Genomic DNA, 25,651 nt, shown 5'->3' with positions numbered 1-25,651 from the left:
TCCCAACTGCGACCAGTCTTGCAGAAGTGACCTCGCCTTGCGGGGTGAAGCCGGGGTCGCAGCGGCAAGCAGCACTGCGGCAGGATGGAGCGGTGATGAGACCCGAGACTGCACCCTTTCGACTTGCGGAGATCCAGGATGCCTCCGAGCTGACCCGCCTGATCCAGTCGGCTTACCGTGGCGACAGCAGCCGACAGGGCTGGACGACTGAGGCGGATCTGCTGGACGGTCAACGCGTCGACGAGGCGCAGGTGCTCGAGGTGATCACCGACCCGCAGTCACTGCTCCTCGTACTCCCGGACGCCGACGGCATCCTTGCTTGCTGCCAACTCGAGAGTCGGGCCGACAGCGTCGTCTACTTCGGCATGTTCGCCGTACGCCCCGGGGCTCAAGGCGGCGGGGTGGGCCGATTGATGATCGCTGAGGCGCAGCGCTTGGCCCGGAAGACGCTGGGCGCGACTGCCATGGAGATGACCGTGATCGCTCAGCGTGATGAACTCATCAGCTGGTACGAGCGGCTAGGCTTTCGCCGCACCGGCGAGACACGGCCGTTTCCCTATGGCGAGCTCCGATTCGGTGCGCCGAGGCGCGACGACCTGCATTTCGTGGTGCTCCGTCGAGACCTATCGAGCGTCACTGAAGACACCGTATAGCCAGACCTACGCCGAGACGCCGCCCAGGGATTCTGCGCAGAGCTAGCGACGGCCCCGAGCTAACGACCGCCCGGAGCTACGGACCACCCGGAGCTACGGACCGCCCGGAGCCAAGGACCACCCGGCGCAAAGACCGCGCGGAGAATAGGCCTCGCAGTGCCGAAGACCGCGCTCAGCTTGAGATCATCCAAGGTAGCCGCGACAGGCTGACCTACGAATCAGTCTTCGCCGCGGCGATCGCAGCCAGCTCGGCACGCGCAGCGGCTGTGATGTCGTCGCCGGTATTTGCGTGGCCGCCGATCCCCCAGCCACCTTCGGGCGACTCGCTGATGAGCACCCAGGTTCGCTGCGGCAGGCTCGGATCCCCGGCCGCCGCCGCGACGATCTCGGTCAGCTCCCTGACCACGCCGAGCTGCTTGTCGCGGTCGAGCACATTCACCGGCGTGAGGACTTGCACGCGGACATAGTTGTTGTCGCCGGCGGCGTTCGAGATGGAGTCGGCCGGCAGGTCATGGACGAAGGCCGCCGTGTTGTTGAGAAACAGCGCGATCGGCGGCACCTGCTCCCAACGCATCACCGCGGCGGCGACATCCTGGGCCAGCTTGTGCTTGTCGCTGAAGGTTCCGGCGGTGGCGTACACGTCGATCATGGGCATAGCGAAACGCTCCTCGGTCTTAAGCTCGGGCGGAATATGATGATTGGCATATTACTCGTCCATCAGCATGGTCTATGTCGGTCGTCATAGCAAGCGATCGGCTAACTTGAGCCAGAACACTCGGCGCCGAACGCTTCAGCGAAGGAGACCGCCATCAGCAGGGACAGCCGCGGCAGCATGGTGAGCAGCGCCGCCACGCTCATAAGTTCGCACGGCGTCAGCGCCACCTCCTTCTCCGAGGTCCTGGCCCACAGCGGGGCGCCCAGAGGATCGATCTACCACCATTTCCCCCTGGGGAAGCAGCAGTTGGCCGCCGAGGCGATCCGCACAACGTCCGCGCGCGTCCTGGCCTATCAGTCGGCAGTTGAGCCGGCGACCGCCGAGGAGGTCCTGGAACGCTTCATCGGTATGTGGCGGGCGGTCGTGCAGAACTCGCACGGTACGGCCGGTTGCGTCGTCGCCGGGGTCGCTATCGACACCAGCCGATTGGACGCGAATACAGATGGAGCCGATACCGAGTCTGGGGCGGCTGGGCTACTGGATGCCGTCCGGGCGACCTTTCAAGAGTGGATGGACCTGCTGGCCGAGCAGCTAAGGGCCTGCGACCTGCCTCACGCCCGAGCCGCCGCCATCGCCACGACGACCTTGGCCGCCATGGAGGGTGCGCTCATCCTCTGCCGCGCCGAGGGTGGGGTGGGGCCGTTGGACACGGTGGCCGCCGAACTACTGCGCCTGCTTACCTGAGCGGCGCGAACTCCCACTATGGGGTCCACCCCGCAAGCGCGAGGAGCGCAGAGTCAACGCACCCGCAGTGCAAAGAGCACGGTGTCGTCGTCATGACCATGCGCGAGCGAGGTCGAGACGATGCTCTGCAGCATCTCGTCCAGGGGCCGGTCGGCCAACTCGTCCACCGAGGCGAGCAAGGCATCGAGTCCGGCGTCAATATCCTGATCCCGCCGCTCAACCAGGCCGTCGGTGAACAGCAGCACGGTGGCCCCGCGCGGGATCCAGTGTTGATGATCATGGCGGTTGCCCAGCCGCCGCAGCCCGAGCAGCGGATCCACCGCCGCGGTGAGTAGCTGCGAAGGGTGACCGGGAATCAGCAGCAGCGGCGGCAGATGCCCGGCATTGGACCAGGTCAGCGTTGCGCCATCCGCCGCCGGCGTGAGCGTCGCCAGCACCGCAGTGGCCAGCCGACTGTGACCGGCGGGTGCCATCAGACGATCCAACCGGCTCAGCACGCTGGCCGGCGCATCCGGCCGGTCGATGATCAACGTCCGCAGCGACGCCCGCAGCTGCCCCATCGCCGCGGCCGCCTCCGTGTCGTGCCCGCTGACGTCCCCGACCGAGAGGATGGCCGTCGTCCCGTCCAGGCTGAACGCGTCGAACCAGTCCCCACCGACCTGGTCGGAGACATTGGCCGGCACGTAGCGAGCAGCCAGTTCGAACCCGGGCAACACTGGCAGCGGCGGCACCAGTGCGTCCTGCAGGACCCGGGCGACATCACGTCGCTCGGCCAGCAACTGGGCGCGGAAGAGTGCCTGCGCGACGTATCCGCCGAGGCTGGTGAGGATGTCCTGCTCACGTTCGTCCAGGTGATGCCCAGCCGACCAGAACATCGAGACGCACCCGAGGGGAGTCCCAACGGCCTCCAGCGGCAGGTAGGCGAAGGAGGCACCGCCACTGGACAACGCTCCCCTTGTCGCCCCGGGCGCGATCGCGATCAGATCGGCGATCGAGTCGACGAAGATCGGCTTACCAGCGCGCACAGCGATGGCTGAAGGCATATCTCCGTCGATACTGAACGCCTCATCGTTGCCCAACCCGAACAGCTCGGTCTGTTCGGAGTCGACATAGCTGAAAGTCTGCCCGGTGCTGTCGAGCAGGTTGATCCCACCGAACTGGGCACCGAGGCGATCTGCCGCCGAACGCACTGCACGAGAGATGTCCCCGACTGTGGTGGTCATCGAGAGGGCCTGGGAGAGCTCCATCAGCAGCCTGGCCCGGTTGTGGGCAGCAGCGACTCGTCCTACGGCGACACGCAACTGCAGCTCGGCCGAGCAGGCGGCGGCCAGATCGTTGAGCAGCCTCAGCTCGCTGGTGGACCAGGCTCTCGGCTCGGTGTCGATCGCGCAGAGCGAGCCGGTCACCGCGCCGGTGTCGTCGACCAGCGGTATGCCCGCGTAGGCGATCACCCCAAGGTCGGTGATCGCCAGGTTGTCGCGGACGCGGTCATCGAGGCGGGCATCGGCCACCACCAGCGGGCTGGCCGATATGACCACGTGCTGGCAGAACGAGTGGGAAAGTGGCGTAGTGCGTTCAGAGGCCCACGGCTCCGGCAGCCCGCTGGCCCCGGGAAAGACCTGCCGGTTCTGATCGACCAACGAGACCAGCGCTACCGGCACGCCCAGCACGGTGCGGACCAGTTCGGCGAAACGGTCGAACGCCTCGTCAGCCTGGGCCGGCAGCGGAGTCTCCACGGGCAGCTTGACCGACGCCGGGGGCAACGCGGACGGGTTCTCAGGCGTCGATGACACGGCAACCCTCCCGAGAAAGGCATGAACAGTGGAGACCAGACAGGTGGCGACCCATCGTACCGGTTCACAGCCTCAACAAAGCGCCGGTCGCGGTAGGCTCACCTGGCTTCCAGGGAGGTCCACCTGAGTCCGGAGAGTCGCTCCACCATCACACGGCTGCTCCCAGCCGCAGTCATCGCCGCCGTCGTCATCACCGACCTGCGATTGGGGTCCTCCCACTCGGTTTCAAGCCTCGCGGTCGTGGCGCCGTTGCTGGCTTCCAGCCTGCTCGGACCGCTGCTCACCGCCGCCTACGGTGGCGTCGCCGTCCTGGCCTGGGGCGGCCTGGCGATCGACCACGACCAATTTGCCGACTCGGCAAGCACCTCCGCCGCCTACTTCCGTCTGGGCGGGATCCTGGTCGGCACCGGCATCGCAATCGCCGCCGCGGCCGGGCGCCAACGCAGGGAGGCCCAGCTGCGACGCGTCGAGCAGGTCGCCGAGGTCGCTCAACACGCGATCCTGGCCGAGGTCCCCGAGCGCCTCGGACCGATCCGCCTGGCCGCTCGCTACGTCAGCTCGGCCCAGGACGCGACGGTCGGCGGTGACTTCTATGCCGCAGCGGCGACCGAGCACGGGGTTCGGGTGCTGGTCGGCGACGTGCGCGGGAAGGGCTTGGATGCGGTGCGGCTGGCCGCCGTGGCCCTCGGCGCCTTCCGCGAGCGAGTGGACGAGGAGAGTGACGTGATGGCGTTGCTGGAGCGCCTCAGCACCTCCGTTACTCGGCACTCGAAGTCGGGCGACTTCGTCACCGCGATCCTGGTCGACATCAGCGGCGACGGCACCGTGAAGCTCGCCGTCGCCGGCCATCCCGCGCCGATCCTGACCCGCGCCGGGGAAGCGGCGCTACTCGAACTCACCTCGATTCGGCCGCCTCTGGGAATCGACGGCGCCGCGACGACCACGACTCTGCGGCTCACGCCAGGCGACCAGCTGGTGCTCTACACCGATGGCGCGACCGAGGCTCGACGCCCGAGTGACAACGCTTTCCGGGACGAGGAGCCCCTCCTCCACGACGTGGCGACGGCCCGCACGCCGGCCCAGGCGGTCGACCGCGTGCTCGAAGGCCTGCAGGCCTGGACCGGCGGCCAGCTGATCGACGACGTGGCCGTCCTGGCCCTGCAGTTCGACCCGCTCGCGAGCAAGACCACCGACACCGCCTCCGGCACCGGCACCGCCACCGGCACGGGCAGCGGCGCCGGCCAGCTCAACGCCGGGCGCACTCCGGCCGGCTGAGCCTTCTACAGGTTGTGCAGGATGTCCTCGACGCGCTCGCGGGCGTCGCCAAAGAGCATCTGGCTGTTCTCCCGGAAGAACAAGGGGTTCTGCACGCCGGCGTACCCGGTGCTCATGGAGCGTTTGAAGACGATGACGTTCTCCGCTTCCCAGACCCGCAGCACCGGCATGCCGGCGATCGGGCTGGTCGGGTCATCCATCGCCGCCGGGTTGACGGTGTCGTTGGCACCGATGACGAGGACGACGCTGGTTGCGGCGAGGTCGTCGTTGATCTCGTCCATCTCCAGGACGATGTCGTAGGGCACCTTCGCCTCGGCCAGTAGCACGTTCATGTGCCCGGGCAGGCGGCCGGCGACCGGGTGGATGCCGAAGCGGACGTCGACGCCGTGTTCGCGGAGCTTGCGGGTCAGCTCGGCGACCGGGAACTGGGCCTGGGCGACGGCCATCCCATAACCCGGCGTGATGACCACCGACGACGCGCCCTTGAGTAGATCAGCGGTGTCCATCGCGTTGATCTCACGGTGCTCGCCGTAGTCGGTCTCCGCGCCGCTCGGCGCCTCGACCCCGAAACCACCGGCGATCACCGAGATGAACGAGCGGTTCATCGCCGTGCACATGATGTAGGAGAGGTAGGCACCGGAGGACCCGACGAGAGCGCCGGTCACGATGAGCAGGTTGTTGTTCAGCAAGAACCCGGACGCGGCGGCGGCCCACCCGGAGTAGCTGTTCAGCATCGACACGACGACCGGCATGTCCCCGCCGCCGATCGAGGCGACCAGGTGCCAGCCCAGCGCGAGCGCGACCACGGTCACCGCGATGAGCAGCCCGATGTTCGGGTGCGCGACGAAGGCGATGGTCAGCGCGAGGAAGAGGACGAGGGCACCGACGTTGAGGAGATTCTTGCCGGGCAGCATCAGCGGACTCGACTTCATCCGCCCCGACAGCTTGCCGAAGGCGACGATCGAACCGGTGAAGGTCACCGCGCCGATGAATACGCCGATGAACACCTCGGCGTGATGAATCCGCAGTAGATCGTGGGCGATTTCGGTCTGGTCGGAGCCCTTCGCCTCGACCCCGAGATACCCGTTCCAGCCGACCAGCACGGCGGCCAGACCGACGAAACTGTGCAGTAGCGCGATGAGTTCGGGCATGCCGGTCATCTCGACACTGCGCGCGCGCAGGATGCCGATGACGGCCCCGATGATCATGGCCACCGCGATCAGCGCCACGCTGGCCGCGGTGATGCTGCGTGAGGCGAGCCCGATCGTCGCGACCAGCGCGATGGTCATACCGGAGATGCCGTAGACGACACCCGTACGCGACGTCTCGTGCTTGGAGAGGCCGGCCAGGCTCAGAATGAACAGCAGCGCGGCAACGATATAAGCGGCCTGCGCCGCAGTTTCAGCATGCACAGGTGTCAGCCTTTCGAGAACATGCTGAGCATGCGTCGGGTCACGGCGAATCCGCCGAAGATGTTGATGCTCGCCAGCAGGATCGCGACGAACGACAGGATCGTTATCGCGACGTCGGCGTGCCCGATCTGCAGCAGCGCGCCGACGACGATGATCCCGGAGATGGCGTTGGTGACCGACATCAACGGAGTATGCAGAGCGTGATGCACGTGCCCGATGACGTAGTAGCCGATCACGATCGCCAGCACGAAGACGGTGAAGTTACCGATCAGTTGGGGCGGTGAGAACGCCGTCAGCAGGAAGAGGATGGCCGCGCCGATACCGACGATTGTGTAGCGGCGGCTGGTCGAGATCGGCGCCTTCGGCTCATGCGTTACCGCGGCAACCGGCTTGGCAGTGGCCGCCGGTGCGGCGGAGACTGCGACCGGCGGTGGTGGCCAGGTCTTCTCTCCGTTGCGAACCACCGTGATGTTGCGCTGCACGACGTCGTCGAAGTCGAGCACCAATTCGCCGTCCTTGCTCGGCGTCAGCAGCTTCATCAGGTTCACCAGGTTCGTGCCGTAAAGCTGCGAAGCCTGCGCCGGCAGCCGGCCGGCCAAGTCGGTATAGCCGATGATGGTGACCCCGTTGTCGGTCACCACAACCTCACCGGCGAGCGACCCGGCGACGTTTCCGCCTTGAATTGCCGCCATATCGACGATGACGCTGCCCGACTTCATGCTCGCGACATCAGCCGCGGTGAGCAGCTTCGGCGCCGGGCGCCCCGGGATGAGCGCCGTGGTGATGATGATGTCGACGTCCAGCGCCTGCTCGCTGTAGATCTCGGCGGCGCGCCGGTCGTAGTCCTCCGAGGTCGCCTTGGCGTACCCGTCCGTGCTCACCTGCTGTTCGGCGACCTCGACGGCCAGGAACTCCCCGCCCAGTGACTTCACCTGATCGGCGACCTCAGGACGTGGGTCGGTGGCCCGCACGATCGCGCCGAGACTGCTGGCGGCTCCGATCGCGGCCAGGCCGGCCACCCCGGCCCCGGCGACCAGCACCTTCGCCGGCGGTACCTTGCCGGCCGCGGTGACCTGCCCGGTGAAGAAACGCCCGAAGACGTGCGCCGCCTCGATTACCGCCCGGTAGCCGGCGATGTTGGCCATTGAACTCAGGACATCCAGCGACTGCGCCCGCGAGATGCGCGGCACCGCGTCCATCGCCAGCACGGTGATTGGACGCCCGCTGAGACGCTCCACCAGCTCCGGGTTCAGCGCCGGGCTGATCAGGCTCACCAGCGTCGCTCCCTCGGCCAAGAGCGGCAATTCAGCCTCCGACGGTGCGTTCACCTTCAGCACCACATCCGCGCGCCACGTCGCAGCCGTCGGCGCGATCTGAGCGCCCGCCTCGGTGTAAGCGCTATCGGGGAAGCTCGAGCGTTCTCCGGCGCCGGTCTCAACCGAAACCGTGTAGCCAAGTGCCAACAACTGCTTGACAGTCGTCGGCGTGGAGGCGACCCGGGTCTCCCCCGATGCCGACTCCTTGACCACCCCGATATGCAACGCCATGCGGAGCCCCCTTCGCTGAGTTAGACGTCAGAGCAGGAGCGTAGATGGCCGCTCGGATCTGCCCTAACCCGGCTATGCCTACCCGATTCACAGAGTTTCGACTAGCGCGAAGCTCACACCGCTTTGGAGGATCGTTCAGTCGAGGCCCTCGATGAAGCGGCGCAGGTCATTGAGGCTGCGACAACTGACGGCCGCAGTGCAATGCGGGGCGTAGACCGGCATCAGGGAGTCACCGCTGCCCCAGGCCGGCACCCACTCCGGGTTGAGCCAGTAGACCGCGCCGGCCCGCCGCTTGATGTGGGCCAGCGTCTCCTCGTGGGCCGGGCGGTAGTTCCCGCGCGCGTCGCCGAAGATGAGCACGGTGCTGCGCCGATCCAGCTCCTCGCCGACCTCGGCATAGAAGTGGCGCAGCGTCCGCCCGTAGTCCGTCCGTGCGTCGTAGAAGTTCAGACCCTGCACCCGGTTGATCTCAGCCAGAGCCTGACGCGGGTCGCTCCGGCCACCCTGAGCCGGGTTGAACAGGTGCGTCACCTCCACCGCGTTCTCGACGAAGGCGAAGGTGCGTAGCCGGGAGTAGAGGCTGGCCATCGCCGAGACCAGGGTGATCGTGAAAGCGGCATAGGTCGCCACCGAGCCCGAGACGTCGGCCAGCACATAGAGCTTCGGCTTGGTCGGGGTCGGGCGGCGATGGACGACCTTTATCGGCACCCCGCCGGTGGCCATCGAAGCTCGTACCGTCCCTCGGACGTCCAGCGGGCCGGCCCGGCGGCGACGCTTGCGCATCATCGTGGTGGCGAGCTTGCGCTGCAGCGGTTGCAGCATCCGCTCGATCTCAGCCAGCTGCGCCGGACTGGCCGAAGCGATCGCCGCGTCGGCGGCCAGCGGAGTCCGCAGCGTCTTGGCCACCGCGTCCTCGCCTCGGTCGGCGACCAGCATCTCGCGGATCACTTCGCCAATCAGCTCACGCATCCGCTCGGCCCGATCAGCGATCTGCTCCTGCTCGATGCGCGAGATGAGCTCGGTGCCGAACTGCAGGGAGTTCGGCGCCCCCGTCGCTCCGCCGCCGCCACCACCGGCCGGTGCGCGGCCGCCCTGACCGCCGGGGGACGCGACCAGGGCCGAACCGGCCGCCGCCATCAACTCGTCGGTGGTCTGGTTGAGCCGCAGCCCGGTGACCGTCCGAGTGGCGTACTGCAGCCCGGCGACGCGGCGCCCCGGTTCGAACTGGGCGAACTCCTTCACCGCCTGCTCGGCAACCAGACGGGCCAGTGACTCGGAACCGTCGCTGAGCGCGACCCGCAGAGCGTGATCCAGGTCCAGCGGCTCCGGATGCTCGTCGGCCGGATCCGACCGCGCTTCTCGCTCGGGTGATTCAGGGAGCTGCTGGTTGACCGAGCGTCCCCGGAAGTAGAGCTGGTAGACCTCGTCGAAGACAGCCAGGTGGTCGGCCGACTTGATCATCGTCGAGGCCAGCGCGGTGTGGAGTCCCTGCGAGCTCGCGAGATCGACGCGCTGGACGGCCCGCATCGCGTCGATGCGTTCGGTCATCGAGACGGGCAGGCCGCGCGCCTGCAGCTCGTCGGCGAAGCGATGTAGCCGCTCCCCCAATGCCGGGCGCACATGCGATCCGTCCTCGCCGCCGTCGAACTCCGGATCGCCAGTCATCTACGAGCCAGCGCCGCCGTCGCCGTGCGGATGTCCTCCTGGTATTTCAGGAGCACGTTGAGACCGAGGGTGGCCGCCCTCTCGTCCAGCTCGGCGCTGCCGAGGAGGGTGAGCATCTGCGCGAAGTCGATCGTCTCCGACACCGACGGCGCCTTCTTCAGCTTCATCCGTCGAAGCGACTCGACCAGCGCCACCAGCTGCTCACCGAGCGCCGCCGACAGGGCCGGGACGTGCTGGTGCACGATCTCACGTTCCCGCTCGGCGGTCGGGTAGTCGAGGTAGAGGAAGAGGCAGCGACGCTTCAACGCCTCAGACAGGTCGCGGGTGCCGTTGGAGGTCAGGAAGACGAGGGGAATGTGCTTAGCCTCCACCGACCCAAGCTCCGGGACGGTGACCTGATGCTCGGCCAGCACCTCCAAGAAGAGTGCCTCGGTTTCGGTGTCGACCCGATCGACCTCGTCGACGAGCAGTACTACCGGTTCGTCGGCACTGATCGCCTCCAGCAGCGGACGGGCCAGCAGGAATCGCGAGTCGAAGATGCCCTTGCCGTCGGCCACGATCGCGTCGGCGTCGAACCCCTCGGCACCGCGGGCGGCTTGAATCCAGAGCAGTTGTTTGCGGTAGTCCCACTCGTAGAGAGCCTTGGACTCATCGATTCCTTCGTAGCACTGCAGACGCACCAGGCGGCGGCCGGTGATCTGCGCAACCGACTTCGCCAGCTGCGTCTTGCCAGTGCCGGCCGGCCCCTCGACCAGGACGGGTTTGCCCAGCTGTGCCGCGAGGTTCACCACCTCAGCGGTGGTGGCGTCGGCCAGGTAACCACTGGCGCGCAGTCGCTGGGCGACGTCGGCGCCGGTGCTGCCCGGCGTGAAGCTGAACTGCTCCGGCTGAGGTTCCATACCGTTCAGTATCACCGCCGATATTTCCGCCCGCGCATCGCGTTCATCCGCCGGGCCAATTCAAGAAGGGATACGTCTGCGGGGCACCCCGGTCACCGCGTGTACCTGTTGGAGTCTGCGAGACGCCGCAGATTCAGGGGAAGCGCCTTACGATTACTGCGGGAATCCGGTTGATTGGTGACATATTCGGCGACGCACATGGGACGCGCTAGCTGTGACTACTTCCCCAAGAGGGATACGGCGCACCGGATGCCGGGGACAGTGGCGAGGCGACCGTCTGCGGTGTACAGCGAGCAACGCAACTCCTCGGCCAAAGCCACATAGGTGGCGTCGTATGCAGTGACGTTCGCCCGAAGCTCATACGCCCGCGGCATGAACGGCGACGCGGGATAGCGATCGGCTGGCACTGCCGCGAGATCATGAATCGCTTCCCTGAATCGACGGGCAGTGAGGTCCTTTCGCAGCCAGCGTCGCCGCAGCACCGACGCCACCTCTACATCGGCAAGATCCGGGATGCTCAGACTCTGCCCGACCAACACTGCTCTGGCTCTTGCGCCGGCGGGGCCGTCGTCTCCAATGGCATTCGCCAGGACGGACGCGTCAACGACGATCACGATCGCCGGCGTTCGGCCGCAACGTCATCGACCGCCTGGGCGAACCCGACCCGGCCACCCCGCCGAGCGGCGATTCTCTCCAGCACCTCGTTCATCGACGGCTGTTCGGCGATGCGCTGAAGCTCGGTGAGCAGGAACTGCTGCAACGACTGTCCGCGCTGCTGGGCTCGGGCCTGCAATTGCGCGTGAACACCCGGCGAGACGTCGCGTACCAGCATGTTGGCCATGCTTACATTATGCAAGCATCACAACACGCTTACCAGCGCAACGTTTGGCCTGTGGATATCGGGTTAGCGGGCGCCTCGCTGGAGCGCCTTCATGCGCTTGACGGTCGGGGCGTCGGCGGCGGTGTAGATGACGACGTGAACGTCGCGCTGGTCGGCCGGCGCGAGCCGGTGCTGCTCGAACTCCAACTGCCCGGCCTCGGTATGGAAGCTGCGGCGCCGCGAGCTGAAGCCCTCGATGCCGTGCTGCTCCCAGTTGCGTCGGAACGCGCCGCTACGGGCCAGCAGCCGTTCGATGAGATCGCGGAACTCCGGGTCACCCAGGCGGGGGCCGGCCTCGGCCCGGAACTCGGCCAGGAAGAGGCTGCTGGTGATCTCCCAGTCCGGCAGGAGTCCACGCACGAACGGATCCATGTAGACCACCCAGAGCAGGTTGCGATCCTTCGGCGCGATGGTCGCCACATGCGGGTAAAGCGCCTCATACGCTGAGTTCCACGCGGTGATCGTCCAGTTCGAGGAGAGCGCGAAGGCCGGCGAGCCGACCAGCGCGTCCAGGAGCAAGACGAGGTGCTGCGGGTCCGACGAGCCGGCGACGACCGGGCTGGCGTAACCGGCCAGCGACAGGAGATAGCTGTGTTCGGTCTCCGACAGCAGCAGCGTGCGGGCAATCGCGTCCAGCACCTGCCGCGACGGGTTCATCTCGCGGGCCTGCTCCAGCCAGGTGTACCAGGTGATGCTCACCCCGGAGAGGGCGGCGACCTCCTCCCGGCGCAGTCCACCGCCGCGCCGCGCATCGCCGCGCGGGAGCCCGACCGCCACTCGATTGACCTGGGCCCGTCGCGCCCGCAGAAACGCCGCCAGCTCGCTCCGCCGTGTCTCACCACTCACGGCCTCAGCCTAGCCCTGGGTAGTAGTGCCACTACTAGTATCAGCGCAGCCTCCCGCCCGGCGGGGTGTCCAGTCATGCTTGCGGCATGCCTGAGTTGAGATCACGGACAGTCACCCACGGACGCAACATGGCTGGAGCGCGCGCCCTGATGCGAGCCTCCGGCGTCGCCGCGGCCGACATCGGTAAGCCGATCATCGCCGTCGCCAACTCCTTCACCGAGTTCGTCCCCGGGCACACCCACCTGGCGCCGGTCGGCCGAATCGTCTCCGACGCGATCAGCGCCGCCGGGGCAATCCCCCGCGAATTCAACACGATCGCGGTCGATGACGGCATCGCAATGGGTCACGGCGGGATGCTCTACAGCCTCCCGTCGCGGGAGCTCATCGCGGATTCGGTGGAGTACATGGTGCAGGCCCACTGCGCCGACGCTCTGGTCTGCATCTCTAACTGCGACAAGATCACCCCCGGCATGCTGATGGCTGCGCTGCGTCTGAACATCCCGACCGTCTTCGTCTCCGGCGGCCCGATGGAGGGCGGCACCGCAACCCTGGTCGACGGCACGGTCCGCAGCCGGCTCAACCTGATCACGGCGATCGCCGAAGCAGTGGCCGACGACGTCTCCGATGAGGACATCGCCCGCATCGAGGAGAACGCTTGCCCGACCTGCGGCTCCTGCTCCGGCATGTTCACCGCGAACTCGATGAACTGCCTGACCGAGGCGATCGGGTTGGCCCTGCCGGGGAACGGTTCGGTGCTGGCCACTCACACCGCTCGCCGCAGCCTCTACGAGCGAGCCGGCCAGACCGTCGTCGATCTGGTCGGGCAGTACTACACCGACGGCGACGAATCGGTGCTGCCGCGGGCCATCGCATCGCGGGCCGCGTTCGAGAACGCGATGGCACTGGACATCGCGATGGGCGGATCGACCAACACGATCCTGCATCTGCTGGCCGCCGCGCACGAGGCTGAGCTCGACTTCGGGCTCAGCGACATCGACGAGCTCTCGCACCGGGTGCCTTGTCTGTCCAAGGTCGCCCCCAACGGCTCGTACTTGATGGAGGATGTGCACCGGGCGGGCGGGGTGCCAGCAATTCTCGGCGAATTGTACCGGGCCGGACTGCTCAACGATGAGGTTCGCTCGGTGCATTCGGCCAGTCTCAAGGACTGGCTGGCGACCTGGGATTCACGTAGCGGCACGGCCTCGGCGCAGGCCCTGGAGCTCTGGCACGCGGCGCCGGGGTGCGTGCGTTCGGCAACCGCTTTCTCCCAGTCCGAACGCTGGGAGAGCCTGGACACCGACGCTACGAACGGCTGCATCCACGACGTCGCCCATGCCTACAGCGTCGACGGCGGGTTGGCCGTGCTTCGCGGCAACCTGGCCCCGGATGGCTGTGTCGTGAAGACAGCTGGGGTGGACGAGTCGATCTGGACGTTCGAGGGTCCGGCGGTGGTCTGCGAGTCGCAGGAGGAGGCGGTCGAGAAGATCCTCGCCGGCGCGGTGCAGGCCGGTGACGTGGTGGTGATCCGCTACGAGGGACCGCGCGGGGGCCCGGGAATGCAGGAGATGCTCTACCCGACCTCGTACCTGAAGGGCCGCGGGTTGGGCAAGGTGTGTGCGCTGATCACCGACGGACGGTTCTCCGGCGGGACGTCGGGGCTGTCGATCGGGCACGTCTCTCCGGAGGCGGCGGCCGGCGGCGTCATCGCGCTGGTGGCCGACGGCGACCCGATCCGCATCGACATCTCAACCCGCAGCCTCGACCTCATGGTTGACGATGCGGTGCTGCAGGAGCGTCGCCAGGCGCTGGCCGGGCAGTACCAACCGGCCGACCGGACGCGTTCGGTGTCGACCGCACTGCGGGCTTACGCCGCGCTCACGTCCAGCGCCGACAAGGGCGCCGTCCGCATTCTCGACTGACTCGAAGCCGATTCGACCGCCTGCACTCTCAGTAAGAGAGGTACCACCATCCGCATCTGAAAACAAGGCTTGTCAAATTACGGGAGCATTCCTAAGCTCTGCTCGACGCTTCCGGTTGAGGCGCACAAGGTGCTTCACGCACGCGTCACCGTCGAGGGGAACAATGTGAAAAAGCGCCTTATCAGCCTGTCTGCGAGCGTCGCCGCGATAGCCGCGACACTGGTGGCTGTACTCGGACTATCCGCACTGCCGGCCGGTGCCGTCGCAGCTGCCGACGTTCCTCCGATCGGAGCGGACGCCGGCCGGTTCAACCTTCCGATCACCTGCCAGATCGCGCTCGGCGGTGTCAATCTCATCGGGATTGACCTGAGCGTCCAGGTCCAGGGTGTCGCTCCGGCCACCCTTGCCCCCGGGCAGCAGTTCTACCTGACCCAGGGATCCGGCAGCATGACGTTCCCGGATTGGATCCCGACGCTGGCCGGCCTCATCGGCGGCGGAACCGCGGACGCGACGCTGACCGAGCTCAACATCGGGTCGACGGCTGGCAACCAGATCATCAATGTGGCCCAGACACCCATATATATCCCGGGGATCCAGATCAAATCCGGCCAGGCACTGACCGTCGGCCTGCCCAAGACGGGGACCTTCGAGGTCGGCCCATACACCGCACCGAAGTCCGGCACAGACACGCTTCAGTTCGCCGGCGCGAAGGTCTCGATCGTGTTGCACGCCGGCCTGGGGATCGACCTGCCGCTATCCGCCGACTGCAAGCCGAAGGGTGCCAACGCGCTGCTCACCATGGAGGTCGGCGCCAGCAGTCCGAACGTCCAGAAGTACCTGGGTTCGTCGATGAATTTCCCGGACGTTGCGATCGGGCAGCTCGTCGGCACGATCACCTCGCCGTACCGTTGCCAGTTCAATGGCGGCAATCTCGACGTCGGTGTCGCCGTGAACGGACTGATGCCGTTAAGCATCTCGAGGTTCGATCAGTTCGCCATCAGCAATGCTTCCGGTGCTCTCGTTGTGCCGACCGAGCAGGTCAACAAGCTGCTCGACCAGGGGCACAGCAGCATCAGCGGATCGGCCACGGCGCTCAACCTGCTGACTGACAACGCCTCACCCAAGTCGGTGAATGCTCTCTCCGGCGGTGCCATCGCGTTGCCGCGCACCCCGTTGGTCCGCGACCATCCGGTTGTTCTTCCGCTTCCGGCCACCGGAACCCTGAAGACGCCGGCGATGTCGCCGGGATGGCTGACCAGCGCCACCTCGATGACGGTGTGGCTGGGAAGCATCGCCGCTCAGCTCAGCCTAGATGGCGGCACGGCCAGCGCGGCGACCTGCGCCACGCCATCGCCGCGAGTGATTCTGGGCCAGTTCCCGATCACCTGACCCATCGACGGGCCGTCACGGTGCGCGACTCTGCTCACCGTGACGGCCTGGACTGGCCGGGCGCGAATCGGCAGGCACACTGCGGGCGCGGCGAACGCTTCAGCACAACGCCCGGCGTACTAGATAACGCTGCCGACGTCTGTGGCCACCAGGTGATCCAGCGCCCGTTCGGCGACCGCGGCGATCGTCATCGAGGGGTTACAAGCTCCCGTGTTTCCCGGGATGAGCGCGCCGTCGAGCACGTAGAGACCCTTCTGCTCGAGCACCCTTCCCTCGAGATCGCAGACTGACCCCATCGGTGCGCCACCGAGGGGGTGCCAGGTGCTCGGCAGGATCGCGTTGGTGTCGGTGAGGAGCCCAAACGGACCCGCGATCTTCTTGACCCGGGCACTGATCTTCTTCTGCAGCACCGAGTCCGCGTCCTTGGCCCAGTTGAGAGTGGTGTCGTCGGTGCTGGAGTTGTAGACGAACTTGCCGCGCGCTGACGAGACACCGAATCCGACCATCATCGTCGAGCGGATATCCGCCCCGAACGGGGGCAGCGAGGCCTGGATCACGGTGTTGGCCGTCGCCGGGTCGCCCCAGTCCTTGCTTCCGTAGATCACCGGACCGCCCTGCACGGCGGTGAAGTCATCGGTGAGGCTGGTCCAGACGTAGATCCGGTCGCCGTTGTTGCCCCACCCGGTGCCCACGCCGTCGGGCAGGTTCGAGATGCTCCCCTTGGCCTTGGCCCGCACGAGCAGCTTCGTGGTGTTCATAGTTCCGGCAGCCAGCACCAGGGCCTTCGTGGTGATGATCTTCGTCTCGAGCACCGCGCCGGCTGTGTCGATGCGGTTCACGTAGACCGTCCACTGATCGTCGTTGGCCCGCGCAATGTCCGTCACCTCATGCTGCGTCATCACCGTGACCAGCCCGGTGGCCTCGGCCTGCTTCAGGTACGTGACGTCGACCGAGTGCTTTCCGCCGTTGTTCACCCCGATCGCGCAGTCGCCGTTGGTGTAGGAGGGGAGAAACTCGCCGGTGAGCTCCCGCTGCGCATAGGACCAGTCGATCGGCATTGGGATCTTCGACAGTGCGTACCCAGCGTTGTTCACGTTGCGGGCGAAGACTCGCGACGGAAGGTAGGTCTTGCTGGCAATGAGTGAGTCGGGCGCCTCCGCGACCTGCAGCATCTGGGCCACCCTCGGGTAGTGCACCCGGTTCATGGTGGCGTAGTCGAGCGCCGCTGGAAGCACCGTATTGAAGACCGCCTCCGATGGCTGCAGCGTCATCCCCTGGTACACCAGGGACCCGCCACCGACGCCGGCCGCGCAGACCACGTTCATGTTCGGCGCTGGAACGGTCTCGAGCAGGCCGACGTAGGGGTCGACCAGGAGCGGCTTGCCGAACAACAGCGGCGCGGATCGGTACCAGAGGGCCCGCTTGTCCAGGTGCGCCGCGTTGGGGAACGTCGAGGAGTTTGGCCCGGTGGGCCAGCGGATGCCGCGCTCAAGGACCGTCACCGGGACGCCGGCCTGGGCCAGCCGCAGCGAGGTGACACCGCCGCCGAAGCCGGAGCCGATGACCACCACCCGGTGGCTCTCCCGGGTCACCGGAATGGTCGCGGTTTTCGGGCTGGACGTCCCGCCGAGAGCACCGGCGGCGCTGGCCGACCCGGCGACGGCGGCACCGGTGACCCCGGCGGCCCCGAGCAGGAAGGAGCGGCGATTGATTGCAGACATGCGGGAGCTCCAAGAGATAGGCGATCGGGCGGGGTGACACAGCGCGAGATCGCTGCGTTTCAGATGGCTGCCGACGCCGCGAACGTCGAATCGATCACCGCCCGGGCCCGGCTTGTGGCCGGCCGCTGCGGGGCTTGTAGTCGATGAACTGAGGCCAAACCTAGACACACGGGCATTGAGTGTCAAGGTTTTTGGCGAGATAAGTTACCCGCCAGTTAGCGCCGTGAGGATCGGCTGCAACCAGCTGGTGAGCAGGCGGCGGAGGCCGTCGTCGGCGCGGGTCGCATCGCTGTCGAAGAGGAGGGCCGAGATACCGATCCGGGCCCACAGTTCGATGAGTTCGTCGATGACCGCGGCCAGCCGAGGATCGCGCTCGATGACCGGGGCGAGCAGCGGCACGGCGATCGCGGTGGCCTTGCTCATCACGTCGTCGGCGAACATCAAATTGTTCTCGTTCGACCAGATCACGTCGGCCAGCACCCGGTGAGCCCGAATCTCGGACCGGGCCTGGACGAGGAATTCGACGAGGTAGGAGCACGCATCCGGCAGCTCGGCGATGCTGGCCTGGATTCTGGTGAGCACCTCGATCGCCACACCGGTGACCGCCTGCGAGACCAGCTCATCGTAGGAGCCGAAGTTCGAGTAGACCGTCTGCCGGGTGACGCCGGCCGCGGCCGCCACCGCGGCGATGTTCACCCCGGCGTACCCCTCCTGCTCGATGAGCGTGAGGGTCGCATCCATGATCTTCTGGCGGGAGCGCACGGCTAACGATACTTCGCCCGGATCCCCGCCGCGCTCTTGGCAAGGCGGCCTCGCTTTTGGCACATCTGCAGGGATTATCCCGGTCATTGTGCCAAAACCGCGAGGTCGGCCCCGACGAGCGAAGGCACCGACTCTGCCCTAGGCTCAGCTGCGACCAGCAACAGACGAACAGGGGACGATGGTGCCGCCGGGTTGGTACACCGATCCCGTTGATCAGCGGATCTGGCGCTGGTGGGACGGATACGCCTGGACCCCGGCCAGCGCCCCTAAGCACCTCCCGGCCGGCGGCTATGTGATCCCGGCCGGCACCCGCACCACTCCGCCGTTGGACGCCGCGGTGGCACAGATGCGGCTCTCCGCACCCCAGCCGTGGGGCTGGCGTCCGGTCGGCGTGCCGCTGATCGCGTTCGTCGCGCTGATAGTCCTCGGCTCCTTCGCCGGTCGCTACCAACCCTCGACCTACTCGGGTCGGGTTGTCTACGCCACCACGGCGAATCTCCTGGTCGAAGGGCTGCTCGCACTATCAGTCTGGTGGGCCGCGCGCCCGATCGCGGCCCGATACGGGGGATGGGGTCCGACCTTCGGGCTCCGCTTGCCCCGCTGGATCGACCTGGGCTACGCGGCCGTCGGCGGGTTCGTCGCCTTCATCCTCCGCATGGTCGTCGGTCTGACGGCCAACGGCCTGACCAACGGCGAAGCGGTGAGCCAATCGCAGAATCTCACCCTCCATCATGTGACTCCCGCGGCGGCCCTTCTGCTATTTGGCGTACTCGTCGTGGCCGCGCCGCTGATCGAAGAGGTCGTCTTCCGAGGCCTGCTCCTTCGTAGCTTCATGCGGCGGATGACATTCTGGCCCGCCGCGCTGCTCTCCACTGCGATCTTCGCCCTGATGCACACCTACGAGGTCCGCACCCTCGTCGGCGCCGTCACGCTCGCCGCGGGCGTCGGATGCCTGGGCCTGGTGAACTGCTACCTGAACCGGCTCACCAACCGACTGACGCCGGGGATCATCGTCCACGCCGTCTTCAACGCACTGGCTCTCGCAGTCGTCATCGCACAGGCGGGCTGACACGCCACGCCATCACTTTTGGCACACCTGCAGGGATTATCCCTGCCGGTGTGCCAAAACCGGGAGGGAGGGGCCGGGCAGAGCGGAGCCGGGCCGGCAACTCGCACCAACCCGGCTCCACTACCGGCAACTTCCTAGAGGGCGAACGACGCCCCGTCCAGCGAGGTGAAGCACTGGGCGTTGGAGAAGGCTGCCTCGGTCTGCACCGACACGGTGCCCGCGGTCGTGATCAGCAGCCGTCCGTTGGTGGCGTTGCAGGTATCCACCGAAACGTAGACGTTCGTGCTCGGCCGCGACCCGACCGGCAGCGTGAACGCCGTCGCGGTCGTGCCACTGGCGATCGCACCCTTGAAGTACACGATCCCCGAGAGATTCTCGATTGCCGCGTTCGAGGTGCTGAACGGCGCGTTGGTCCACCCGTTGACCAGGGTCACCGGGGTGAAGCCGACGGTCGAGGTCGCGAACGTGGCCCCGTCCAGCGAGGTGAAGCACTGCGCGTTGGAGAACGACGTCTCCGCCTGCACGCTCACCGCACCCGTTGGCTGGATAATCAGCCGGCCATTGGTGGCCCCACACATGTCCACCGGCGCGTAGACCGTCGTCGCCGGCCGGAACCCGACCGGCAGCGTGAAGGCCGAAGTGCTGGTGCCACTACCCATCGCGCCCTTCAGGTGCACAACCCCATTGAGGTTGACCGCCCGCGGAATGCCGGTGCTGAACGGCGCCCCGACCCAGCCGTTGGTCAGCGCCAGCGTCGTCGTCCCGGTACCGGAGATCACGAACGAGGCCCCATCCAAGGAGGTGAAGCACTGCGCGTTGGAGAAGGCGGTCGATGCCTGCACGGTCACGACCCCGGTCGTGGTGATGTAGAGCCGCCCCTTCGTGGAGTTGCAGAGATCCACCGGAACATAGAGATTCGAGAACGGACGGAACCCGACCGGCAGCGTGAACGGCTGCGCGTTCGTGCCCGAAGTCGCGATCGCTCCCTTGAAGTGGACGACCCCGGAGAGCACCTGAACCGCCGCGTTGGACGTTGCGTACGGCGCGTTGGTCCAACCATTCACCAGGCTCAATGGGGTGAAACTCGCCCCCGAGGTGGCGAAGGTGACTCCGTCGAGCGAGGTGAAGCACTGCGCGTTGGAGAACGAGGTCTCCGCCTGCACGCTCACCGCACCCGTTGGCTGGATGATCAGCCGGCCGTTGGTGGCGTTGCACATGTCCGCCGCCGCGTAGACCGTCGTCGCCGGACGGAACCCAACCGGCAGCGTGAAGGCCGCCGCACTGGTGCCGCTACCCATCGACCCCTTCAGGTGCACGACCCCGCTGACGATGGCGACCCGCGGGATGCCGGTGCTGAACGGACCACCGACCCAGCCGTTGGTCAGGGTCAGCGCGGTGGTACCCGTTCCGGACGGGACGAAAGAAACCCCGTCCAGCGACGTGAAGCACTGGGCGTCGGAGAAGGCGTTCTGAGCCTGCACGGTGACGGCACCGGCGGTCGTGATGTACAGCCGGCCCTTCGCGGCGTTGCACATGTCCACCGGAACATAGGTATTGGTGAACGGGCGGAACCCGACCGGCAGCGTGAACGGCGACACGTTGGTGCCCGAGGTGGCGATCGCTCCCTTGAAGTGCAGCACGCCGGCGATGTTCTCAATGGCCGCGTTCGACGTGCTGTACGGAGCATTCGTCCAGCCGTTGAGCAGGGTCAGCGGGGTGAACCCGGTGGCCGAGGTCGCGAATGATGCCCCGTCGAGGGAGGTGAAGCACTGCGCGTTGGAGAACGAGGTCTCCGCCTGCACGGTGACTGTGCCCGCGGGTGTGATGTGCAGCCGCCCGTTGGTGGCGCCACAGAGATCCACTGCCACGTAGGCGTCGGTCGCCGGGCGGTACCCGGTCGGCAACACGAACGGCGACGCGTTGGTGCCAGAGGTGGCGACGGCGCCCTGCAGGGTGACAATGCCCCGATTGATGGTGGCCGTCGCTTCATGCGTCGCGAACGGCGCGTTCGTCCAACCGTTGATCAGAGACAACGAAGCGACCCCGCTGGTGGGCGGAGTCGCTGAGGCCGTGCCGGAACTGACTAGCTGCAGAGTCGCCGCGACGGTTACCGCGGCCAGTAGACATATAAATCGACGGCCGCGCGGCCGTGGTTGTTGATCGGTCTTTCCAAAGAGATTGTGCCTTCTCATGGTGGCATCCCATCCGGTCGCCGACTCCGGGCGATCCGGAGTCCCCACCATGCAAGAACCCCAACCTGCGCTCCTGATACCAGAACCGCCCAACGCCCAACCCCCAACGCCCAACGCCAACGCGCAGCGGCAAGTAATGTCGACGCAGCGAGACCCCGAGCGATTGGAGACCGATGAGTGACCGTTCGGTGGTTGTCGTCGGCGGGGGTTCGGGCATCGGCCGGGCCAGCGCCGATCTACTCGCCGAGCAGGGCTGGTTGGTCAGCGTCGGCGACATAGCCTTCACCGACCAGACGGACAGCCGTGACCCCGACGGCCTGAGCGGTCGTATCCGGCAGCGTCACGCCGATGCCACCTCAGCCGACGATCTGGCTTCGTTGATGCGGGCAGCCGACGAGCGGGCGCCGCTGACCGCACTCGTCTACTCGGCCGGTATCGAACGGCACGGCAGCGTCGTCAGCACCGATGACCGGACCTGGGACGCCACCCAGGCGGTGAACCTCAAGGGCGCCTACCTCGCGGCGCAGGCGGCGGTCCCGCTGATGGCCGGCCACGGAGGTGGCGCGATCGTCATAGTCTCCTCGATCCAGGGCATCGCCACCCAGAAGTCGGTGGCGGCCTACGCCGCGGCGAAGGCCGGTGCATTGGGTCTGGTGCGGGCGATGGCCCTCGATCACGGTGAGCAGGGCATCCGCGTGAACGCCGTCGCACCCGGCACGATTGACACACCTCTGGTTCGCCAGAACGCCGCCGCCATGTCACCCGACGATCCGCAGCAACCGCTTAGCGACTGGGCCGACAAGACCGCGCTCAAGCGAATCGGGCAGCCACGTGAAGTGGCCGCAGTGATCGCCTTCCTGCTCTCGGCCGAGGCCTCCTTCGTCACCGGCGCGAGCTGGGTCGTCGACGGTGGCCTGCTGGCCGCCTACTGAGCGTCCAGCGCCAACCCGTTCAGCACTCCCTGCAGGTACCCGATCGCGTGGGCCCGTCCCCGGCTGATGTACGCCGCCGGGGAGGTGTCGCCCCAGGTGTCGAGGTCGCCGACCATCGCCGGCACATGATCGTCGATGAGGAAGCCGTCGAAACCGGCGTCGCTCAGGCGACGGATCACCCGGGCCGGGTTGAGGTTTCCCTCACCGAGGAAGCACTCGCGAAACGCCGGAACCGTGCCGAGGACGTCCCGGAAGTGCACGTAGAAGATCCGCCCGGACGGGGCGAGCAGATCGATCACCTCGTTCACCGACGCCTCGCCGGCCATCTCCGAGACGGTGCCGACGCAGAAGTTCAGGCCCCAGGCCGGGCTTCCGTTCGCGCGGCGGTGGGCCTCGGCGATCGCCGCCGGTGAGGTGAAGATGCGGGCCACTCCACCCAGTGCGGCGTCCACCGGCGGATCGTCGGGGTGCAGGGCCAGCCGCACTCCGGCCTCCTCGGCTACCGGCAGCACAGCATCAAGGAAATACTGGTAGTTCTCCCACATCGCCGCAGCGCTGATCGGCTCGGCCGGCGGCATTCCGGAGACGAGTTTGTAGGAGGCGAGCGCGTTGCCGCGATCGACGTCGGCCAGGTCGAAGGCAGAGACCTTCGCTCTCCCACGCCCGGAGCCGCCCATGTCGGTCCGCCAGACGTAACTCACCATGAAGTTGTAACCGAGCAGGTCGATGCCCACCGCGGCGAGGTTGCGGATGGTGCGCTGGTAGTTCTCGATCTGCTCATCACGCCCGGCGACTCCGCGCTGGATCTTCCAGAAGTGCGCAGCCGGGACATTCTCCAGCCCGTCGATGCGCAGCCCGTCCCGGTCGCAGCGATCACGAAGAGCCTGTAATTCCTTGACACTCCAGTAGCCATCAGCTCCGGGTAGCGCGGTGGGGGTGTGCAGCTGCACTCCTGAGAGTCCGAGCTGATGGGCGAAGTCGGACACCGACGCGTCGTATTCGTCGATGTGCCCAAGGGAGAGCCGGATAGCCACGCGCTACACCAGCTGCCCGGAGTCGAGCAGATAGCGCTCGAGATTGGTGATGACGAAGCGATGATCCTCGACCTGCGGCAGGCCGGAGACGCCGACCGTTCCGATGACGCCACTCCCGGCCAGGATCAACGGGAACGCCCCACCGTGGGCGGCGAAGAGCGCGGTGTCCAGCCGCGAGTCGGTGTCGAAGTTCCCACCGGAGGCCCGGAACTTGCAGCCGACGTAGTAGGACGAGTGCCCGTAACGTTCGACGACGGCCGCCTTGCGCAGCAGCCACCCGTCGTTGTCGGCCGCCGACCCGGGCAGTCCCGAATGGAAGAGGGTCTGCCCGTTGCGGCGAATCGAGATCGCGACCGGGTGGCCGGCCTCGACCGCGGTGGCCCGCAGCAGCGACCCGAGTTCCCAAGCGGTCTGCAGATCGAAATGCGTGAAGACCAGTCGCTGCTCCTGAGCGAGCAGCACCTCGAGCGCCTCATCGGCTGGCTTGGCTTTGGATGGGGTCGCCATGGGACTCTTCCTCAGTCTTTCTAGTGGGATTCGCGGGACACGTCGGGGCCACTGGAGCCGATCAGGAAGTCGAGGTCGGCCCCGGTGTTGACCTGCTGGACGGTCTGGACATAGAGACGCTCCCAGCCCCGCTTTGGCTGGGCGAAGGCGGCTGCGGTCTGCGCATCGACCTGGCGGGCGGCGAGTTCTTCGGCTCCGACCTCGATGTCCAGGCGGCGCCCCGCAACGTCGAGGGTGACGATGTCGCCCGTCCGCACCAGCGCGAGCGGACCGCCGGCCGCGGCCTCCGGAGCCACGTGCAACACCACTGTGCCGTAGGCGGTGCCGCTCATCCGTCCGTCGCAGATGCGGACCATGTCGCGCACTCCCTGCTGCAGCAGTCTGGTCGGCAGCGGCAGGTTCGCCACCTCGGGCATTCCCGGGTAGCCCCTGGGGCCGCAGCCGCGCAGGATCAACACCGAGTCGGCGTCCACGTCCAGCTCGGGGTCGTCGATGCGAGCGTGCAGGTCCTCGATCGAGTCGAAGACCATTGCTCGTCCTCGGTGCTGCAACAGCTCGGGCGTGGCCGCGGCCGGCTTGATGACCGCCCCGTCCGGGGCCAGATTGCCGTAGAGCACGGCAATTCCGGCCCGGGGCTGCAACGGGCGGTCGCGGGGGCGGATCACCTCGGCGTCCCAGATCTGGGCCGCCCCGAGGTAGTCGACCAGGGGCTGGCCAGTGACGCTCAGGGCAGCGGGATCGAGGAGATCCTGTACCTCTCGCAGTACCGCGTGCAGCCCACCGGCGCGGAAGAAGTCCTCCATCAGAAAGCGTCCGGCCGGCTGCAGATCGACCAGCAGCGGAACGTCGGCGCCGGTGCGGTCGAAGTCGTCCTGACTCAGCTCGATCCCCAGCCGCCCCGCGATCGCCAGCAGGTGCACCACCGCGTTGGTCGAACCACCGATGGCGGCCAGTGCCACGATGGCGTTCAGAAACGAACCGCGCGACAGCACACTGGACGGGGTGCGCCCGGCGGCGACCATCTCGACGGCCAGCCGCCCCGTCTCGTGTGCGCCTTCCAGCAGCCGGCTGTCGGCCGCCGGCGTCCCGGCCAGCCCCGGCAGCACCATCCCCAGAGCCTCGGCCAGCAGCCCCATCGTGGAGGCGGTGCCCATCGTGTTGCAGTGGCCGCGGCTGCGGATCATCGAGGACTCGGACTTGCTGAACTGCTCCGGCGAGAGGGTTCCGGCGCGCACCTCCTCCGACAGCCGCCAGACGTCGGTCCCGCAGCCCAGTGGTTGCCCGCGGAAGGTGCCCGTGAGCATCGGCCCGCCCGGGATGACCACCGCGGGCAGATCGACCGACGCTGCGGCCATCAGCAGCGCCGGGATCGTCTTGTCACAGCCACCGAGGAGCACCACACCGTCGATCGGATTCGCCCGCAGCATCTCCTCCGTCGCCATCGCCGCCATGTTCCGCCACAGCATCGCCGTCGGACGGACCAGCGTCTCCCCCAACGAGACGACCGGGAGGTTCAGCGGGATCCCACCCGCCTCGTAGACGCCCTGCTTCACGCTCTCGGCCACCTCGTCGAAGTGGGAGTTGCAGGGCGTCAGGTCGGACGCGGTGTTGGCGATCGCGATGTGCGGCCGGCCGTCGAAGGCGTGCGCGGGGAGGCCGCGGCGCATCCACGCCCGGTGGATGTAGGCGTTGCGATCGGTACCGGCGTACCACTGCGAGCTTCGCTGCTCGCGTTCGTCAGTCACTGGTGGGAACCG

General features: G+C 67.2%; 22 protein-coding genes. 7 read left to right on the top strand and 15 right to left on the bottom strand.

The window, feature by feature from the left end; all coding sequences use genetic code 11:
• The first annotated feature begins 95 nt into the window (after positions 1–95).
• On the top strand, positions 96–653 hold the full coding sequence (locus CPH63_RS08370) for a GNAT family N-acetyltransferase (RefSeq protein WP_096305025.1): 558 nt from the start codon (positions 96–98) through the stop codon (positions 651–653).
• Positions 654–864: 211 nt separating this feature from the next.
• Here CPH63_RS08370 and CPH63_RS08365 read toward each other — a convergent pair whose 3' ends face one another.
• Entirely contained in the window at positions 865–1,308 is a 444-nt protein-coding gene (locus CPH63_RS08365; protein WP_096302481.1) for a tautomerase family protein, read from the bottom strand.
• 177 nt (positions 1,309–1,485) lie between these two features.
• Between CPH63_RS08365 and CPH63_RS08360 the strand changes: the two genes are divergently transcribed.
• Complete coding sequence (locus CPH63_RS08360) at positions 1,486–2,052, top strand: TetR/AcrR family transcriptional regulator (RefSeq protein ID WP_096302480.1); 567 nt, start codon at positions 1,486–1,488, stop codon at positions 2,050–2,052.
• Positions 2,053–2,105: 53 nt separating this feature from the next.
• On the opposite strand, the gene CPH63_RS08355 is transcribed toward CPH63_RS08360, so the two are convergent.
• On the bottom strand, positions 2,106–3,845 hold the full coding sequence (locus CPH63_RS08355) for a GAF domain-containing SpoIIE family protein phosphatase (protein ID WP_096302479.1): 1,740 nt from the start codon (positions 3,843–3,845) through the stop codon (positions 2,106–2,108).
• Between the two features lie 240 nt (positions 3,846–4,085).
• On the opposite strand from CPH63_RS08355, the gene CPH63_RS08350 reads away from it, so the two are divergent.
• The gene (locus tag CPH63_RS08350) at positions 4,086–5,120 is read left to right on the top strand and encodes a PP2C family protein-serine/threonine phosphatase (protein ID WP_157749383.1); all 1,035 of its coding nucleotides are present in this window, start codon (positions 4,086–4,088) and stop codon (positions 5,118–5,120) included.
• Between the two features lie 5 nt (positions 5,121–5,125).
• On the opposite strand, the gene pntB is transcribed toward CPH63_RS08350, so the two are convergent.
• The 7 genes from pntB to CPH63_RS08315 form a co-directional block, all read right to left on the bottom strand.
• Positions 5,126–6,532 (bottom strand): Re/Si-specific NAD(P)(+) transhydrogenase subunit beta, encoded by a 1,407-nt coding sequence (pntB, locus tag CPH63_RS08345; RefSeq protein ID WP_096302477.1) that lies wholly within the window; start codon positions 6,530–6,532, stop codon positions 5,126–5,128.
• A 5-nt stretch (positions 6,533–6,537) separates the two neighbouring features.
• Positions 6,538–8,079, bottom strand: a complete 1,542-nt coding sequence (locus tag CPH63_RS08340) for a Re/Si-specific NAD(P)(+) transhydrogenase subunit alpha (protein WP_096302476.1) — start codon at positions 8,077–8,079, stop codon at positions 6,538–6,540.
• Between the two features lie 135 nt (positions 8,080–8,214).
• Positions 8,215–9,744: a VWA domain-containing protein gene (locus CPH63_RS08335; protein ID WP_096302475.1), complete on the bottom strand. Its 1,530-nt coding sequence runs from the start codon at positions 9,742–9,744 to the stop codon at positions 8,215–8,217.
• Positions 9,741–10,643 (bottom strand): MoxR family ATPase, encoded by a 903-nt coding sequence (locus tag CPH63_RS08330; protein ID WP_096302474.1) that lies wholly within the window; start codon positions 10,641–10,643, stop codon positions 9,741–9,743. The genes CPH63_RS08335 and CPH63_RS08330 overlap by 4 nt, the downstream gene beginning before the upstream one ends.
• Before the next feature lie 218 nt (positions 10,644–10,861).
• The gene (locus CPH63_RS08325) at positions 10,862–11,257 is read right to left on the bottom strand and encodes a type II toxin-antitoxin system VapC family toxin (RefSeq protein WP_096302473.1); all 396 of its coding nucleotides are present in this window, start codon (positions 11,255–11,257) and stop codon (positions 10,862–10,864) included.
• Positions 11,254–11,484 carry a hypothetical protein gene (locus tag CPH63_RS08320; RefSeq protein WP_197704634.1) on the bottom strand — a complete coding sequence of 77 codons (231 nt, stop codon included), beginning with the start codon at positions 11,482–11,484 and terminating at the stop codon, positions 11,254–11,256. The genes CPH63_RS08325 and CPH63_RS08320 overlap by 4 nt, the downstream gene beginning before the upstream one ends.
• Before the next feature lie 63 nt (positions 11,485–11,547).
• A complete protein-coding gene (locus CPH63_RS08315; RefSeq protein ID WP_096302471.1) occupies positions 11,548–12,369 on the bottom strand; it encodes a helix-turn-helix transcriptional regulator in 822 nt (273 codons plus the stop codon).
• Between the two features lie 86 nt (positions 12,370–12,455).
• Here CPH63_RS08315 and ilvD point away from each other — a divergent pair, with 86 nt between their 5' ends.
• Together ilvD and CPH63_RS08305 are read left to right on the top strand one after the other, a co-directional pair.
• A complete protein-coding gene (ilvD, locus tag CPH63_RS08310) occupies positions 12,456–14,288 on the top strand; it encodes a dihydroxy-acid dehydratase (RefSeq protein WP_096302470.1) in 1,833 nt (610 codons plus the stop codon).
• A 129-nt stretch (positions 14,289–14,417) separates the two neighbouring features.
• Positions 14,418–15,677, top strand: a complete 1,260-nt coding sequence (locus CPH63_RS08305) for a hypothetical protein (protein WP_096302469.1) — start codon at positions 14,418–14,420, stop codon at positions 15,675–15,677.
• A 119-nt stretch (positions 15,678–15,796) separates the two neighbouring features.
• On the opposite strand, the gene CPH63_RS08300 is transcribed toward CPH63_RS08305, so the two are convergent.
• On the bottom strand, positions 15,797–17,398 hold the full coding sequence (locus CPH63_RS08300) for a GMC oxidoreductase (RefSeq protein ID WP_096302468.1): 1,602 nt from the start codon (positions 17,396–17,398) through the stop codon (positions 15,797–15,799).
• Positions 17,399–17,602: 204 nt separating this feature from the next.
• Positions 17,603–18,160 carry a TetR/AcrR family transcriptional regulator gene (locus CPH63_RS08295; RefSeq protein ID WP_172892184.1) on the bottom strand — a complete coding sequence of 186 codons (558 nt, stop codon included), beginning with the start codon at positions 18,158–18,160 and terminating at the stop codon, positions 17,603–17,605.
• A 178-nt stretch (positions 18,161–18,338) separates the two neighbouring features.
• Between CPH63_RS08295 and CPH63_RS08290 the strand changes: the two genes are divergently transcribed.
• Entirely contained in the window at positions 18,339–19,229 is an 891-nt protein-coding gene (locus tag CPH63_RS08290; protein WP_096302466.1) for a type II CAAX prenyl endopeptidase Rce1 family protein, read from the top strand.
• Positions 19,230–19,363: 134 nt separating this feature from the next.
• Here the strand turns inward: CPH63_RS08290 and CPH63_RS08285 are convergent, their stop codons facing one another.
• Positions 19,364–21,262 carry a hypothetical protein gene (locus tag CPH63_RS08285; RefSeq protein WP_096302465.1) on the bottom strand — a complete coding sequence of 633 codons (1,899 nt, stop codon included), beginning with the start codon at positions 21,260–21,262 and terminating at the stop codon, positions 19,364–19,366.
• Positions 21,263–21,594: 332 nt separating this feature from the next.
• On the opposite strand from CPH63_RS08285, the gene CPH63_RS08280 reads away from it, so the two are divergent.
• A complete protein-coding gene (locus CPH63_RS08280; protein ID WP_096302464.1) occupies positions 21,595–22,353 on the top strand; it encodes an SDR family NAD(P)-dependent oxidoreductase in 759 nt (252 codons plus the stop codon).
• Here CPH63_RS08280 and CPH63_RS08275 read toward each other — a convergent pair.
• The 3 genes from CPH63_RS08275 to CPH63_RS08265 are packed head-to-tail and all read right to left on the bottom strand — an operon-like array spanning position 22,347 to position 25,639.
• Positions 22,347–23,387, bottom strand: coding sequence for a mannonate dehydratase (locus CPH63_RS08275; RefSeq protein WP_096302463.1), 1,041 nt, complete (start codon positions 23,385–23,387; stop codon positions 22,347–22,349). The genes CPH63_RS08280 and CPH63_RS08275 overlap by 7 nt on opposite strands.
• Before the next feature lie 3 nt (positions 23,388–23,390).
• Positions 23,391–23,894: a heme-degrading domain-containing protein gene (locus tag CPH63_RS08270; protein WP_096302462.1), complete on the bottom strand. Its 504-nt coding sequence runs from the start codon at positions 23,892–23,894 to the stop codon at positions 23,391–23,393.
• Positions 23,895–23,914: 20 nt separating this feature from the next.
• Complete coding sequence (locus CPH63_RS08265; RefSeq protein ID WP_096302461.1) at positions 23,915–25,639, bottom strand: IlvD/Edd family dehydratase; 1,725 nt, start codon at positions 25,637–25,639, stop codon at positions 23,915–23,917.
• Between the last annotated feature and the right edge of the window lie 12 nt (positions 25,640–25,651).

Origin of the sequence: Jatrophihabitans sp. GAS493 (assembly GCF_900230215.1) — a bacterium.
Classification (GTDB): Bacteria; Actinomycetota; Actinomycetes; order Mycobacteriales; family Jatrophihabitantaceae; genus MT45.
Note: the sequence above shows the minus strand (reverse complement) of the source record. Positions and strands in the feature narration are given on the sequence as shown.